Below are 14,360 nucleotides of genomic sequence, written 5' to 3'. Positions count from 1 at the left end.
CTGCCGGCGGCCCGTCCCTGCTGGCGGCCCGTCCCTGCCGGCGGGCCGTCCCTTACGGCGGGCCGTCCCTTACGGCGGGCCGGGCCATCCCGTAGGGTCGGCCGGGCCATTCCGTACGGCGGCCTCACAGCCCCAGTTCGACGGCCAGCCGGGTGAGCTCGGCCTTGCCTGCGATCCCGAACTTGGCCCTGACCCTGCGGAGATAGGTGTCGATGGTGTGCATGCTGACCCCCATGCGCCGCGCCGCCTGGGCGTAGGTGCAGCCGGCGGCGATGTGGCGCAGGGTCTCCGCCTCACGGGGCGACAGGCTGGTGCGTTCACCGCCGCGGGCCCGTCGGACGAACAGGACCATCTCGTTTCTTCCGGTGACTCGGCGACGGCAGAGGAGACGTCGTGCTCCTCCGCCATGGATCTGCCGCCGCCGCGGCCTGATGTGCCGCGCCGGGACCGTAGGCGGCCGGCGCCTGCCGGTTCGCCCGTGACGGATGCGGACGCGGCCCGCCACGGCCCCGACCCTTCCGCTGTGTGCTGTCGCTGAGATTTGTACCGGTATCTGGTTGCAAGTCGCTTTCGGGTGGCTTGCCGGGCGAGCGGGTCAGGGGAGGCCGCGTTGGACGTCGGCGGTGCCGGCGAGGCCGGACTCGGCAGGTATGCGGGAGGCCGGACTCGGCGGGTACGCGGGAGGCTGTCGCCGCGACGCTGCCGGGGTTCACGAGGCGCGCGGCGCACCCGTCGATCGGCGTGACCGGCCGCCCGGGTGACCCGCTCACGGCGCGGCCGCGAGGGCATGCTGGTCGGGCATGTCGGACCTCCTGGCCGCAGGGGCCCTCCCGGCTTTACTTCCGAACATCTGGCCACACGTTTAAACGCAGTGCAATGACTCCATTACTCTCCGTATGGAGAGCATGGAGCACGTGCACGCTCACGGCCCCGGCCGGGTCTCGGACGGGGGCGCCGATCGGCTGACCCCCGCGGCGGTCCACCACCAGGTCTTCACCGTGGTACGGCTGCGCGAAGGCTACGACCTGGCCGAGGTCGACGCCTTCCTGGCGCGGGTGGAGGCCGGCCTGGCCCTGCTGTGGGAGGACAACGCCCGCCTGCGGGAGCAACTGACCGCCGGCCCGGTCGCCGCCCACGAGCGGGCCGGCCGGATCCTCGTCGAGGCCCAGGCGCGGGCTCTGGCCGTCGAGGACGAGGCTCAGGCGCGGGCGCGTGCCGTCGAGGACGAGGCCAGGGCGCGGGCGCGTGTTCTCGAGGACGAGGCGCAGGCACGCGGGCAGGCCGTCGAGGACGAGGCGAGGGCACGGGCCAGGACCGTCGAGGACCGCGCGCAGCAGTCCGCGAACGCACTCCTGGAGCGGGCCGGCGCCGCCTACCGGCAGTCGGCCGAGTTCCACCTCGACCAGCTGGCCCGCCTGGCCGCCGCCCACGGCGGGCACCTGCCCGACGGCCTCGCCGGTCACCTCGCCGAGCTGCGCCGCCTGCTGGACGGCACGCAGGGACGCGATCCCGCCACCGGACCGGCCGGGCACCCCCAGCACTCGCCCGTCGCCTGACCGCTTCACCATCCGCATCAGAAAGGCGGCGTCATGCCCGTGCCATCAGCGGCGCCCGCACTCGCCCTGACCCTGCGCCACGCCCTCGGACCCGACCTTCCCCAGCCGGCCGCCCCCACCTGGCCACCGGCCTGGCCACCCGCCGGGTCGTCGGCCTGGCTCGCCGCGACCCCGCCCGGCACCTGGCTGGCGGTGCTGCTGGTGTCGCTGTCGACGCTGGCCGGGGCGTGGCTGGCGCGCCGCAACATCGGCAGGATCGGGCTGTGGCTGGCCGTCGCCTCCGCGCTGATGCTCATCACCGCCCTGGTGGAGCTGCTGCCCGACGCCTGGCACGAAGCCGGCGACACCGGCACCCCGCTGTGGCTGCTCGGCCTGTCGGCCGTGTTCGGCTTCGCGGTCATCACCTACTTCACCCGCAAGGGATGCGGCCACGCCCACGACGAACCCAGGCGCGGACAGCACGCCCCCGGCCTGCACCGCCGCGTCACCCGCGCCGTCGGCGCCGCGCTGTTCGGCGGGGTCGGCACCGCCGCGGCGCTCACCGTGCACCGCCTCGTCGAGGGCGCCACCCTCGCCCTGGCCGCCTCGGTGGTGGTCGTGGCGGCCCTGATGATCCACTCGGCCAGCGAGGGCCTGGCCCTCACCGCCCTCCTCGACCTGGCCCGCCGGCGCCTGACGCCCTGGCTGGCGGCGTCGTGCCTGAGCCCGGCGGTCGGCGTGGTCCTGGCCGTGCTCGCGCCCCTGCCGCCGTCGCTCGTGCCGCTGCTGCTCGGCATGATCACCGGCGTGCTGCTGCGGACCGCCGTCGTCGGTCTCAAGCTGGCCCGTACGGCGGGCGGCGGCCGGCTGTCGGCCCGCCATATGGCGATCACCGGCGCCGCCGTCCTGGTGACCACGACCCTGCTGGTCGCCGCCCAGTACGCGCTCGACGACAGCCGCACACCCCCGGGCCTCGGCACCACCTCCAACGCCATCGGCGGCCACACGACCACCCCCCACCAGATGACCGGCCAGACGACGACCGGCCAGACGACGACCGGCCAGACGACGACCGGCCAGACGACCACTGACCAGACGACCACCGGCCAGGAGACAACGGAGCAGGCGACCACCGGCCAGGCGACCACCTCCGCCGAGAGCACCGGCCAGGAGACGACCGGCCAGGCGACAGCCGGCCAGGAGACCATGGAGCAGAGCCCCGGACAGGAGAGCACCGGCCAGGCGACCGTGGCACAGGGGACGACCAGTCAGGCGACCGTGGAGCAGGGGACGACCGGCCGGGCGACCGGGGAGCACGGGACGGACGGGCACGCGACCATCCCCGGCGAGGCCACAGGGCAGCAGGCCGCTGCCCAGACGGCCACTCCCGGCGCGACCGCGGAGCAGCCGACCCCCGGCCAGGCGAGCACCCCCCGCGAGACCACCGGGCACGGCCGGGCGGGCGGCCGGGCGGGCGGCCGGGCGGGCGGAACCCTCCTCACCCCGCAGGCGCTCCCCGCCCCGTCCGCGGCACCGGCGCCCGCTCTCAGCCGCGCGCAGCTACGGCAGGGGTTGGCGGACGGTCGTCTGGACCTGGCCGGGCTGCTGCGGCGCACCGACGCCACGACCGCCGCCACGCCGGTCGGCTGGCTGCTGCGGGCGGTGCCGGAGTTGCGCGACCGCCCGGTCGGCAGGCTGCTGAGCAGGGGCGGAATCGCCGCGGACGCCACCGTCGGCGAGCTGACCACCCGCCAGCGCCGCTACCTGCTACGCGCCCTCGCGCAGTCGTAGGCACGCCGGGTGTGCCGGCAGACCCTGGCGCAGTGGCAGGCACGGCGAGCCCTGGCGCAGTGGTAGACACGCCGGGTGCGCCGGCAGGCCCTGGCGCAGTCGTAGGCACGCCGGGTGGCCGGCGGGTTCTGGCGCAGTCGCAGACAGGCCGGGTGTGCCGGCAGGCCCTGGCGCAGTGGCAGTAACGCCGGGCGCGCCGGCGGGACGAACTCTCGCCGGCGGTCAGGAGGCCGACAGGCTGGGCTCGGGCATCGCCAGCTGTCCCGACCGGTGGTGGCGCCGGCACAGCACCTGGTAGCGCACCGGGGAGGCGTCGGTGTCGCCGATCACCACCTGCTCGCCGCTGCGGGCCATCGTCCCGCCCACCACGCGGGCGTTCAGCAGGCCTGGGCGCCCGCACCAGCACAGCACCTCCACCTGCAGCCTGCACACCTCGTCGGCCAGCTCGAACAGGCGCTGTGCGGCGGGGAACATCTGCGAGCGGAAGTCGGAGGCCAGGCCGAAGGCGTAGACGTCGATCCCGTGGTGGTCGACCAGGTCGGCCAGCTGCTCGATCTGCGCCACCGTGTAGAAGCACGCCTCGTCGCAGATCAGGTAGTCGATCCGGTCGTGCGCCACCACCAGCGCGACCAGGTCGAGCCCGTCGTCCACCTCGATCGCGTCGAGGCCGAGCCCGATCCGGCTGGTGACCTGGGGCCCGCCCGATCTGTCGTGCTTGGTCAGCACCAGCCCGCGCCTGCCCTGCCGCCCGTGGTTGTAGTTCATCTGCAGCGCCAACGTGGACTTCCCGCAGTCCATGGGGCCGAAGTAGAACTTCAGCACGGCGTCGCGGGCGGCCGAGGGGACGGGCGAGAGCGCGGACAATTCGGTCACAGGCCGCTAGCTTACTGCTCACCACTACTGCTCCCATCTGTAACAGGAGGCGACCTTGGCCACGGACAAGCCGGCGGCGCTGGAGGCCCTGATGACCCCTGACGACCTGACCGCGGCGCAGGCCGACGCCGCGCGCTGGCGCTACGGCTTCTTCGTGGTGCTGACCGGCATCATCGTGATCCTCGTCGCGTTCGGCGCCGCGGTGTTCGCCACCAAGGAGTTCGCCACGATGTTCGCCGGGGTCTGCGGCGTGATCGGCACCATCATCGGCGCCTACTTCGGCATCCAGGCCGGCCAGTCCGGCAAGGCGAGGGTGGAGATGGAGCTGCACCGCGCCCACGAGCTCGCCGTACGGCTGGCCGCCTACGTGGGCACCGAGAACGCCCCCAGGGTGATCGACGACGTGCTGGGCAGCAGGAGACGGTCAGCTTCTCGGCCGTGAACGACCGAGCTCGCAGCTCCTCATCGTCGATGGATTCGACGGTTCAGGCCGCGTCGTCGGCAGCGTGACTCACTGCCCAGCCCGTCACACCGCGTGAGGCGATGTTGCGGGCCGCGTTGACGTCGGCGTGCTCAGCGAAGCCACACGACGTACAGGCGAAGGCTTCCTGGCAGGGCCGGTTGCGTTTGTCCACGTGCCCGCAGCGCGAGCACCCCTGCGAGGTGTGTGCGGGATCTACGTAGACGACCGCGACCCCGGCCAAGGCCGCCTTGTAGGAGATGAAACTTCCCAGCTGGTGGAAGCTCCATGAGTGCAGGGTGACCCGCTGGGGCTTGCGGAGCCGTACCCGGTCACGTATCCCGCTCAGATCTTCGAGCGCGATGCCGCGGCCGGTGCGTTCTGCCTCGGTCACGATGCGTCTGGCGATGGTGTGATTGGTGTTGGCCGCGAACCGGGCCTCGGCCCGACGGCGGCGCTTGAGCAGCCGCTTGGCAGACTTGGTGGCCTTGGCCTGCAACCGGCGGCGCAGCTCGCGGTGGCGGCGCCGGACCGCGTTCAGCGACTTGCCCGAATGCCGGACGCCGTCGCTTGTGGTCGCGATGTTTGCGATCCCGAGATCGACGCCGACAAACCCGTCCGGGGCAGTCACAGGCACGTCGGGGATCTCGCAGGTAGCGATCAGCAGCCACAGACCGTCCCGGTGGATGAGGTCCGACTCGCCCTTGCGGTAAGCGGCCAGCATCCGCAGATGGTCAGCCGATCCGCTGAACGTGATGTTCTTCAACCGTCCGGCGACCGTCCAGATGGAGACGGTGCGCTCCTCGATCTGCCAGGACAGGCACCGGTCGTCGAACGGCTGCGCCGCCTTGGGCCGGAAGGCGATCGGCTTCGACTCGGCGTGGGTTCGGCGGTGGGAGCCTGCTGGTCCCAGGTTCCCCGCGCGGATGTTCGCCTTGAGCGCGGTGTAGGCGTGGGCCACCTTCTTGATCACATGCTGGGCGACCTGTGCCCCCAGCCCGAGTGTCTTCAGCTCGCCGTAGGTGTGCTTGCGCAGCGCGTACTCGCGTTTGGCGCCGCTGGCAAAAGCCACCTTCGAGACGAGATTGGCGGCATCGTTGACTGCGCGCAGGGTCTCCTCCAGCGCCGCCGACTGCTCAGGGGTCGGTCGCAGCCTCACCTGTACCACTAGCTTCATCTCGAACACAGTATCGTTTTGACTGGCGTGCCGTGCCCGATTCCGATGGCGAACACGACCACGTCATCCGGCAGGTCCACCACCGGGTCGAGGTCGCTCTCTCGACTACGGTCGAGGAGTGATCGCATCACACACGCGCGCCGGGCGGACGGCGGCCTAGCCCAGAGCCGGGCTGCTTCGCTAGATAGCGCTGAAGAATCGCCGGTTGTTCGGCAGGTTTCGCTGATCCCCGCGGGTCAGGGCCCAGGTAGACACTGAACCCATGCGCATCGGAGTGGACACCGGCGGCACGTTCACCGACGTCGTCGCGGTCGACGAGCGGACCGGCGAGATCTTCACGACCAAGACCCCCTCGACTCCCGCCAACCCCGCCGACGGCTTCATGGCGGGCATCGAGAAGGTGGGCGGCGGGCCGGTCACCGGGCTCGTCCACGGCACCACCGTGGCGACCAACCAGCTGCTCGAGGACAGGATCGCCGACCTGGGCTTCGTGACCACCGAGGGGTTCGAGTTCATCCTGGAGATCGCCAGGCAGAGCGTGCCCGACGGCTACGGCAACTCCTACTTCTGGGTCAAGCCGCCGCGGATCGTCCCGGTGCACCGGGTCAGGACCGTCGGCGGCCGGCTCGACCACCTCGGCGGGGAGGTCAGGCCGTTCGACGAGGATCAGGCCGTCGAGGTCGCCCGCTGGTTCAGGGACCAGGGGATCACCGCGATCGGCGTGTGCTTCCTGCACTCCTACGCCGACCCCGCGCACGAGCTGCGCATGCGGGAGGTGCTCGAGCGGGAGCACCCCGAGGCGGTGGTGTCGCTGTCGAGCGATGTGCTGCGCGAGTACAGGGAGTACGAGCGGTCGGTCACCACCCTGGTCGACGCGGCCGTCAAGCCGGCGATGCGGCGCTACATCGCCAACCTGTCCGAACGGCTCGGCATGCCGTACGCGGTGATGAAGTCCAACGGCGGCGTGCTGAGCGCCGCCGAGGTGGTGCACCAGCCGATCACCACCGTGCTGTCGGGCCCGGCGGCCGGCGCGCTGGGCGCCGCGCTGATCGCCTCCACGGCCGGGCAGCCGTCGGTGATCACGCTGGACGGCGGCGGCACCTCCACCGACGTGGCGGTGATCGTGGACGGGGAGCCCTCGCTGACCACCGAGGGGTCGATCGGGCGCTACCCGTGCAAGATCCCCATGATCGACATCGTGACCGTGGGTGCGGGCGGCGGCTCCATCGCGTGGATCTCGCCCGAGGGGACGCTCAAGGTGGGGCCCAAGTCCGCGGGCGCCGATCCCGGCCCGCTGTGCTACGGCAAGGGCGGCGGCGACGTGACGGTCACCGACGCGCACGTCTTCCTCGGCCGGATCCCGCCGCACCTGCTCGGCGGGGAGATCCCGCTCGACCGCGAGGCGGCGCGGCAGGGAATGGAGGCGCTGGCGGGCAAGCTGGGCATCACCCCTGAACGCACCGCGACGGGCATCCTGGAGATCAGCGCCTTCAACCAGTGCAACGCGATCCGCCAGATCACCGTCAAGCGCGGACTCGACGTGCGCGACTTCCCGCTCGTGACGTTCGGCGGTTCGGGGCCGCTGCTGGCCTGCCGCCTGATCGACATCCTGAACCTGCCCGCCGTCGTCGTGCCGCCCGACCCCGGCAACGTCTCGGCGTTCGGGCTGCTCACCGTGGACGTCAAGAACGACTACGTCCGCACCCACGTCACCCGCGAACCCGACGCGGACGCGCTGGCCGCCGTCTTCGCCGACCTGGAGGGCCAGGCCGTCGAGGCGCTCGAGCGGGAGGGCTTCACCTCGCCCGTCTGCCAGCGCGGCGCCGACCTGCGCTACTACGGCCAGGCCTACGAGGTGCGCGTGCCCGCGCCGCCCGGCCCTCCTGACGACCGCTGGCAGGCTGAGGTGGTCGCCCGCTTCCACGAGGCGCACGAGCGGCTCTACGGCTACGGCTACCGCGACGATCCCCGTCACGCCGTCGAGTGGGTCAACCTGCGGGTGTCCGGCATCGGGCCCATCACCCGTCCCACGATCCCCGTGCGGCCCGGACGCGACCGGCCGTCCGCCGAGCCGGGCAGCCGTCCCGTCTCCTTCGAGGACGCAGGGTGGGCCGCCTGCCCCGTGCACCCGCGCGCCACGCTGTTCGCCGGCGACGTGGTCCGCGGCCCCGCCGTCATCGAGGAGTACGGCTCGACGCTGCCGCTGCACCCCGGCTTCACCGCCACGTGCGACGCCCACGGCAACCTGATCGTCCGCAAGGAAGGGACCGCCCCGTGACCGCCGACCCGATCCTCGTCGAGATCGTCGAGGGCACCCTCGCCTCCGTGGAGAAGGAGGTCGAGACCGCCATCGCGCGCACCGCCCGCTCCCCGATGATCCGCGACGCCCACGACTTCCGCGCCGGTATCCACGACGTCAGGCTGCGCAAGCTCACCGGCCGCTCCTACTCCGCGCTCGTCCAGCCGATCGTGCGTGACTTCCCCGTCGAGACCATGAACCCCGGCGACGTGTTCTTCCACAACGACGTCTACCTGTCCGAGGGCGGCATCGGCCACCTGCCCGACCTCTGCGTGACCGTCCCGGTCTTCCACGCCGGCGAGGTGGTGGCCTTCGTGCAGGCCTTCGGCCACCACGACGACATCGGCGGCGCCGTACCGGGCAGCATGCCCTCTCACGCGCGGTCGGTCTTCGAGGAGGGGCTGATGGTCCCGCCGATCAGGCTCTGGGACCGCGGGGTGCCCAACGAGGCGGCGCTGCGGATCATGACCCGCAACTCCCGGATGCCCGACTCGCTGGCCGGCGACCTCGACGCCGAGTGCTCGGCCTGCCTGATGGGCGCGCGCAGGCTGGGAGAGCTGTTCGACCGGTACGGCAAGGCGGCCGTCGAGGAGTGCTTCGACGCCATCATCGCCAACACCACGGAGACCTTCCGCAGGGAACTGCTGTCGAAGATCCCGCTCGGCACCTACGTCTGGGAGGACTACGCCGAGCACGACGGCGTCGACGAGCCGCGCCTGCACACCCAGCGCATCACGCTCACCCGGCTGGAGGACCGCCTGGTGATCGACTTCGCCGGCACCTCGCCGCAGGCCAAGGGGCCGATCAACCACGCGGGCGACTACGCCGACGGGGTGTTCCTGAAGAAGTGGCTGGCGCCGATCCTGCGCAACCTGGCCGACACCCCGGCGCGGATGGCGGAGCTCGACGTCAACGAGGGGGTCGTCCCGCTCATCGAGATGAGGTTCCCCGAGAAGGGGACGCTGCTGACGCCGATCTTCCCCGCGCCGACCAACGCCAGGACCTTCGTCATCCTGCGGCTGCTGGGCGTGCTGGCCGGGGTGCTGGCCAAGGCCACCGGCGGCCGGATGCCCGCCGACCAGGAGACGATCAGGTACACCGGGGTCTACGGCGAGGACGCCGACGGCGTGCCGTACCTGATGAGGGAGGTGCTGGGCGGCGGCTCAGGCGGCCGGTGGTACGCCGACGGGGAGGACACCATCCACGTCGTGCCCGACTCGCGCAACATCCCGGTGGAGTTCGCCGAGGCGCGCTGGCCGTTCCGGGTGGAGCGGCTCGGGCTCGCGGTCGACTCCGGCGGTCCGGGGCTGTTCCGCGGCGGGCTGGGCTACGACAAGCACATCAGGATGCTGCGCGACGCCTCGTACATGTCGATCGCCGACCGGTCGATCCTGTCGTGCTGGGGGGTCAACGGCGGGCGGGCGGGGCGGCCCTTCACCGTCTCGGTGGCGGGACGCGAGATGGAGGGGCTGGTCGACGACCACCCCGTGCCGGCCGGCGAGATCATCCGCATCCGCACCACGGGAGGCGGCGGCTGGGGCTCGCCGTACGAGCGTGACCCGCGGCGCGTGGCCGACGACGTGCGCGACGGGAAGGTGTCGGTGCGGGGGGCGCGGGAGGACTACGGCGTGGTCCTGGCGGACGGCGTGGTCGACGAGAAGGCCACGGCGGAGTTGCGCGCCGGGCTCGCCGCCACGCCCGCCACGTTCTTCGACCGGGGGCCCGGGTATCCGAGGCTGGCGGGCGGCCGGACCGCGGCGGAGGTGGACCAGCCCTGACGCGGGCGCGGGGGCGTGCCGGGCCGATCATGCTCTTCCTGGGCGGGGGGTGGACCGGCTCTGACGCGGGCGCGGGGGTGTGCCGGGTCGGGGGTGCCATGATGGCGCGCATTCCCGAATTGGAGGACACACCGTGCGTATCGCTCTGGCCGGGTTGGCCACCAGCCACCCCTACACCGACGCCCGTACCCTGGCCCGCCACGCCGAGCTCGTCGTGTGGGAGCAGGACCCCGACCGGCTGCGGCGCTTCACCGACGAGCATCCCGGCGCCAAGGTGGTATCCAGCCTCGACGACCTGCTCGGCACCGGCCCCGACGGGGTGGTGCTCACCGTGCCGAACCCGCAGGCCCCCCGGGCGCTCGAAGCGGTCCTGGCGACCGGCGCGCCGGTGTTCATGAACAAGCCCGCCGCCGCCACCCGCGCCCAGCTCGACGCGCTCGACCGGCTGGAGATCACCGACAGGGTGCTGTCCACGTCGGTGCTCCGCTTCGCGCCCGCCTTCACCGCGGCCACGGTGGACCCCGCCTCCGTGCTGTCGGTGCGCGCCACCGTCCGGCACGACGTCGGGATCTGGGCGACCGGCCACAACCCGTGGCAGGACACCCCCGGCGAGGGCGGCGGCACGATGGTCACGATGGGCATCCACGGCGTCGAGCTGCTCGTCGCCCTGCTCGGCCCGGCCGTACGGCTGGCCGGCGCGGCCGGCGCCGTCAGGCACTACACGGGCCTGCGCTCGGAGGACACCGGTGTCATGGCGCTGCGCTGGGACAGCGGCGTCACCGGCACCGTGGAGATCATCGGCGTGTCGGAGTCCGAGGCCTACACGGTGACCGTTCACACCAGGGAAGGCTCGCGGGAGATCGTCATCGAGGGCGGCGACGACGTCCTCAAGGGCCTCGGGTACGAGGGCACCGTCGAGGCGTTCCTGGCCATGGTGGGCGGCGCGCCGAGCCCCGTTCCATGGGCGCAGACCAGGGCGATCCTCGACGTCCTCGTCCGCGCGCGCGAAGCCGTACCGGCCTGACCCGCCCGCACCCCATTGACAGGGCGAGACTCTCGAAGTTACGGTCTGGACCGTAAATGAGAGGAGTTCGGGGTGCGGACGGTAGTGGAGCTCGAGGAGCGGCTCGCGCGGCCCGGCGAGGGGCTGATCGCCGACATGGCCAGACTCGACGGCGACATCATGATCCTTGGCGCGGGCGGGAAGCTCGGGCCCAGCCTGGTCAGGCTGGCGCTCAACGCCACCAAGGGCGACCGGCGGATCGTGGCGGTGTCCAGGTTCTCCGAGCCGGGCCTGGCCGACGCCCTCACGGCGGAGGGGGCCACGGTGGTCAGCGCCGACGTGGCCGACGAGCAGGCGCTGCGCGACCTGCCCGACGTGGAGAACGTGGTGTTCCTGGTGGGCGCCAAGTTCGGCACGCAGGGCGCCGAGCACGCCACCTGGTTCACCAACTCCTACCTGCCAGGGCGGGTCGCCGACCGGTTCAGGGACAGCAGGATCGCGGCGCTGTCGACCGGCAACGTCTACCCGCTGGTCCCGGTGACCAGCGCGGGCGCCACCGAGGAGACGCCCACCGACCCGGTGGGCGAGTACGCGATGAGCTGCCTCGGCAGGGAACGGGTCATGTCGCACTTCAGCGTGAAGTACGGCACCCGCCTGGCCCTCATCCGCCTCAACTACGCCGTCGAGATGCGCTACGGCGTGCTCGTCGACCTGGCGCAGAAGGTCAACGCGGGTGAGCCCGTCGACCTGGCCACCGGCATGGCCAACGTCGTCTGGCAGGGCTACGCCAACGAGGTCACGCTCCGCTCGCTGCTGCACGCGTCCACGCCGCCGTTCGTCCTCAACCTGACCGGACCCGAGCTGATCTCGGTACGGCAGGCCGCGCTCGACCTCGGCAGGGCGCTCGGCAAGCAGCCCTCCTTCGTCGGCGAGGAGGCGCCCACCGCGCTGCTGTCCAACGCGGCCAGGTGCCACCGGCTGTTCGGCTACCCCGAGCTGACGCCAGCCGAGCTGATCGAGCTCACGGCCGCCTGGATCGCCGAGGGCGGCCCGCTGCTCGGCAAGCCGACCAAGTTCGAGCGCCGCGACGGCCGGTTCTGACCAGCATGATCATCGATCAAGGGGGAGGCGACGTGCTCAGCACGGCTCCGGAGGCTCACACGTCCGTGCGCGACCTGTTCAGGCGCGGGCTGGTCATTCCCGCGCACCCGCTCGCGCTCGACGCCGACCGCAGGCTGGACGAGCGCCGCCAGCGGGCGCTGACCCGCTACTACGTGGCGGCGGGCGCCGGCGGTCTCGCGGTGGGCGTGCACACCACGCAGTTCGCCATCCACGGCACCGCGCTGCTGCCGCCCGTGCTGGAGCTGGCGGTCGAGACCGCCCGCGAGGCGGGCCGCGAGACCGCCCGCGAGGGCCGCGAGATCGTCCTGGTGGCGGGCGCGACGGGCCCGACCGCGCAGGCGGTGGCGGAGGCGGAGCTGGCCAGGTCGCTCGGCTACCACATGGTGCTGCTCAGCCCCCACCGGGAACTGGACGAGGACGCCCTGATCGAGCGCGCCCGCGCCGTGGGCGAGGTACTGCCGGTCATCGGCTTCTACCTGCAGCCCGCGGTCGGCGGCCGTACGCTCTCGCGCGACTTCTGGACCAGGCTGGCCGCGATCGAGTCGGTCGTCGGCATCAAGGTGGCGCCGTTCGACCGCTACCGCACGCTGGACGTGCTGCACGGCGTGGTCAGGGCGGGCAGGGCCGAGCAGGTGGCGCTCTACACCGGCAACGACGACCACATCCTGGCCGACCTCATCACCACCCACCGCGTCGTCGTCGACGGCCGGCAGGTGGAGGTCGAGTTCGTCGGCGGGCTGCTCGGCCAGTGGGCGGTGTGGGTGAAGAAGGCGGTCGAGCTGCTCGACGAGGCGAAGCTGGCCCGCGCGGGCGACGACGCCGCCGTGCGCAGGCTGCTCGGCCTCGACGGTCACCTCACCGACGCCAACGCCGCCATCTTCGACTCGGCCAACGGCTTCCACGGCTGCATCCCCGGCATCCACGAGATCCTGCGCCGCCAGGGCCTGCTGGCGGGCCGCTGGTGCCTCGACCCGGCCGAGGACCTGTCTCCCGGGCAACTGGCCGAGATCGACCGCGTGTGGGCCGCCTACCCCTGGCTGCGCGACGACGACTTCGTGGCCGAGGGCCTGGACCGGTGGCTCGCCTAGAGCGTCAGCCGGTACAGGGTCAGCGGGCGGCCGCTGCTCCCGCTGGTCAGGTTCCCGGTGCGCTCGGCGAGCCCGGCCAGCTCCAGGCGGTGCAGCATGCGGCGGGCCGTCCGCTGCTGGACCGCGAGCCGTTCGGCGATCTCCCTGGTGGTCAGCGGTTCCCCGCCGGCCGCCGCGCGGGCCTCCAGCAGCTTCTCCAGCGTCGGCACCGACAGGCCGACCCGGCGGGCGATCACCGAGAGGTTCTGCTCGGCGGCGGGGGTCGCGCCGACCGACTCCAGCACGATGTCGGTGTCGGCGCGCAGCGACAGCACGGCGGCCACCTCGCCGATGCGCCGGGCGCGGGCCAGCGCCCTGCGCGCCAGGCTCTCGGCCTCGGCCGCGCTGCGGCCCAGCCCGAACCCCACCCTGACCACCTGGCCGGCCGTCGCCAGGCGCGACAGCATCGGCAGCCCGGTGAAATTGCCGGTCGCGTCGGCCAGCGGCCCGCGCGTGGTGACCAGCAGGTGGGTGCCGCCCCTGAAGGCGGCCAGCGTGCCGCCCAGCGCCGCCGCCTCCCGCAGCAGCCCCTCCTCGCTCTCGACCTCGATGAGGCCGAGGGCGATCTGCGCGTCCTCCTGCGCCTGGCCCTCCGCGGTCAGCAGCAGCTGGCGCAGCGCCACCCGCACCGAGTGGACCGACGGCGCCAGGCGCAGCACGTGCATGTCGTCGCGCAGCGCCTCGTGCACCGAGCTCAGGCAGGTGATCACCGCGTGCTCGCCGCCGCGCCGGTGGAAGGCCACGGCCTTCTTGGAGGTCATCTCCGGCCGGTAGGGGAGCGTGCGGACCTGCTCGGTCGGCAGCCCCGCCTCCTCGAACGTGGCGATGACGTCGGCGGCCGACAGGGTGTCGATGGACAGGCGCGTGATGTCCTGGCCCTCGTGCTGCAGCCGTACCAGAGCGGTCAGCAGCGTCGCCCCGGAGTAGTCGACGAACGCCGCGGGCCGGGTGAGCGCCTCGGCGTCGCGGGCCAGCATGTACGGCACGATGCCGGTGAACAGCCAGCCCTCCACCGTGGCGGCGTGCGCCTCGACGATCGCGGGTGCCTGCGACTCGTGGTCGTAGTCGAGCCGCAGCGCGGTCACGCCCGGCTGCTCCTCGCACGTGGCCGCGACGTCGTCGACCAGATCGTGCGGGCCGACGACCCCGATGACGATACCCACCCACGCCTCCCTCTGCCCTATTACGGTCAAGA

General features: G+C 72.6%; 12 protein-coding genes. 8 read left to right on the top strand and 4 right to left on the bottom strand.

Features of this window, described 5'->3' with window-relative positions:
* Window positions 1-124: 124 nt before the first annotated feature.
* Window positions 125-352 carry a response regulator transcription factor gene (locus tag ACWENQ_RS12230; RefSeq protein WP_449924124.1) on the bottom strand — a complete coding sequence of 76 codons (228 nt, stop codon included), beginning with the start codon at window positions 350-352 and terminating at the stop codon, window positions 125-127.
* A gap of 553 nt (window positions 353-905) precedes the next feature.
* Here ACWENQ_RS12230 and ACWENQ_RS12225 point away from each other — a divergent pair.
* On the top strand, window positions 906-1,556 hold the full coding sequence (locus ACWENQ_RS12225) for a DivIVA domain-containing protein (RefSeq protein WP_452414115.1): 651 nt from the start codon (window positions 906-908) through the stop codon (window positions 1,554-1,556).
* A gap of 33 nt (window positions 1,557-1,589) precedes the next feature.
* Window positions 1,590-3,326 (top strand): hypothetical protein, encoded by a 1,737-nt coding sequence (locus ACWENQ_RS12220; protein WP_452414114.1) that lies wholly within the window; start codon window positions 1,590-1,592, stop codon window positions 3,324-3,326.
* A 222-nt stretch (window positions 3,327-3,548) separates the two neighbouring features.
* On the opposite strand, the gene ACWENQ_RS12215 is transcribed toward ACWENQ_RS12220, so the two are convergent.
* Window positions 3,549-4,199, bottom strand: coding sequence for a thymidine kinase (locus ACWENQ_RS12215; RefSeq protein WP_354904190.1), 651 nt, complete (start codon window positions 4,197-4,199; stop codon window positions 3,549-3,551).
* A 55-nt stretch (window positions 4,200-4,254) separates the two neighbouring features.
* On the opposite strand from ACWENQ_RS12215, the gene ACWENQ_RS12210 reads away from it, so the two are divergent.
* On the top strand, window positions 4,255-4,641 hold the full coding sequence (locus ACWENQ_RS12210; protein ID WP_452414112.1) for a hypothetical protein: 387 nt from the start codon (window positions 4,255-4,257) through the stop codon (window positions 4,639-4,641).
* A gap of 43 nt (window positions 4,642-4,684) precedes the next feature.
* Here the strand turns inward: ACWENQ_RS12210 and ACWENQ_RS12205 are convergent, their stop codons facing one another.
* Window positions 4,685-5,836 carry an RNA-guided endonuclease InsQ/TnpB family protein gene (locus ACWENQ_RS12205; protein WP_452414111.1) on the bottom strand — a complete coding sequence of 384 codons (1,152 nt, stop codon included), beginning with the start codon at window positions 5,834-5,836 and terminating at the stop codon, window positions 4,685-4,687.
* A gap of 262 nt (window positions 5,837-6,098) precedes the next feature.
* Here ACWENQ_RS12205 and ACWENQ_RS12200 point away from each other — a divergent pair, with 262 nt between their 5' ends.
* From ACWENQ_RS12200 to ACWENQ_RS12180, 5 genes are all read left to right on the top strand, one after another.
* Entirely contained in the window at window positions 6,099-8,114 is a 2,016-nt protein-coding gene (locus ACWENQ_RS12200; RefSeq protein WP_452414109.1) for a hydantoinase/oxoprolinase family protein, read from the top strand.
* Window positions 8,111-9,913: a hydantoinase B/oxoprolinase family protein gene (locus ACWENQ_RS12195; protein ID WP_452414108.1), complete on the top strand. Its 1,803-nt coding sequence runs from the start codon at window positions 8,111-8,113 to the stop codon at window positions 9,911-9,913. The genes ACWENQ_RS12200 and ACWENQ_RS12195 overlap by 4 nt, the downstream gene beginning before the upstream one ends.
* A gap of 133 nt (window positions 9,914-10,046) precedes the next feature.
* The gene (locus ACWENQ_RS12190) at window positions 10,047-10,937 is read left to right on the top strand and encodes a Gfo/Idh/MocA family protein (RefSeq protein ID WP_452414106.1); all 891 of its coding nucleotides are present in this window, start codon (window positions 10,047-10,049) and stop codon (window positions 10,935-10,937) included.
* Window positions 10,938-11,009: 72 nt separating this feature from the next.
* Window positions 11,010-12,017 carry an NAD-dependent epimerase/dehydratase family protein gene (locus ACWENQ_RS12185; RefSeq protein ID WP_452414104.1) on the top strand — a complete coding sequence of 336 codons (1,008 nt, stop codon included), beginning with the start codon at window positions 11,010-11,012 and terminating at the stop codon, window positions 12,015-12,017.
* Window positions 12,018-12,022: 5 nt separating this feature from the next.
* On the top strand, window positions 12,023-13,126 hold the full coding sequence (locus ACWENQ_RS12180; protein WP_452414102.1) for a dihydrodipicolinate synthase family protein: 1,104 nt from the start codon (window positions 12,023-12,025) through the stop codon (window positions 13,124-13,126).
* Here the strand turns inward: ACWENQ_RS12180 and ACWENQ_RS12175 are convergent.
* Entirely contained in the window at window positions 13,123-14,328 is a 1,206-nt protein-coding gene (locus ACWENQ_RS12175) for a hypothetical protein (RefSeq protein ID WP_452414100.1), read from the bottom strand. The genes ACWENQ_RS12180 and ACWENQ_RS12175 overlap by 4 nt on opposite strands.
* Window positions 14,329-14,360 lie beyond the last annotated feature (32 nt).

It is taken from the genome of Nonomuraea sp. NPDC004354, from assembly GCF_053602555.1.
This window is presented reverse-complemented; position numbering and strand designations above follow the sequence as displayed.

What these genes read in the sequence shown, in the direction of transcription:
- ACWENQ_RS12220 (WP_452414114.1), top strand. Translation starts at nt 1,590, where the DNA reads ATGCCCGTGCCATCAGCGGCGCCCGCACTCGCCCTGACCCTGCGCCAC.
- ACWENQ_RS12200 (WP_452414109.1), top strand. Translation starts at nt 6,099, where the DNA reads ATGCGCATCGGAGTGGACACCGGCGGCACGTTCACCGACGTCGTCGCG.
- ACWENQ_RS12230 (WP_449924124.1), bottom strand. Translation starts at nt 352, where the DNA reads ATGGTCCTGTTCGTCCGACGGGCCCGCGGCGGTGAACGCACCAGCCTG.
- ACWENQ_RS12205 (WP_452414111.1), bottom strand. Translation starts at nt 5,836, where the DNA reads ATGAAGCTAGTGGTACAGGTGAGGCTGCGACCGACCCCTGAGCAGTCG.
- ACWENQ_RS12180 (WP_452414102.1), top strand. Translation starts at nt 12,023, where the DNA reads ATGATCATCGATCAAGGGGGAGGCGACGTGCTCAGCACGGCTCCGGAG.
- ACWENQ_RS12225 (WP_452414115.1), top strand. Translation starts at nt 906, where the DNA reads ATGGAGCACGTGCACGCTCACGGCCCCGGCCGGGTCTCGGACGGGGGC.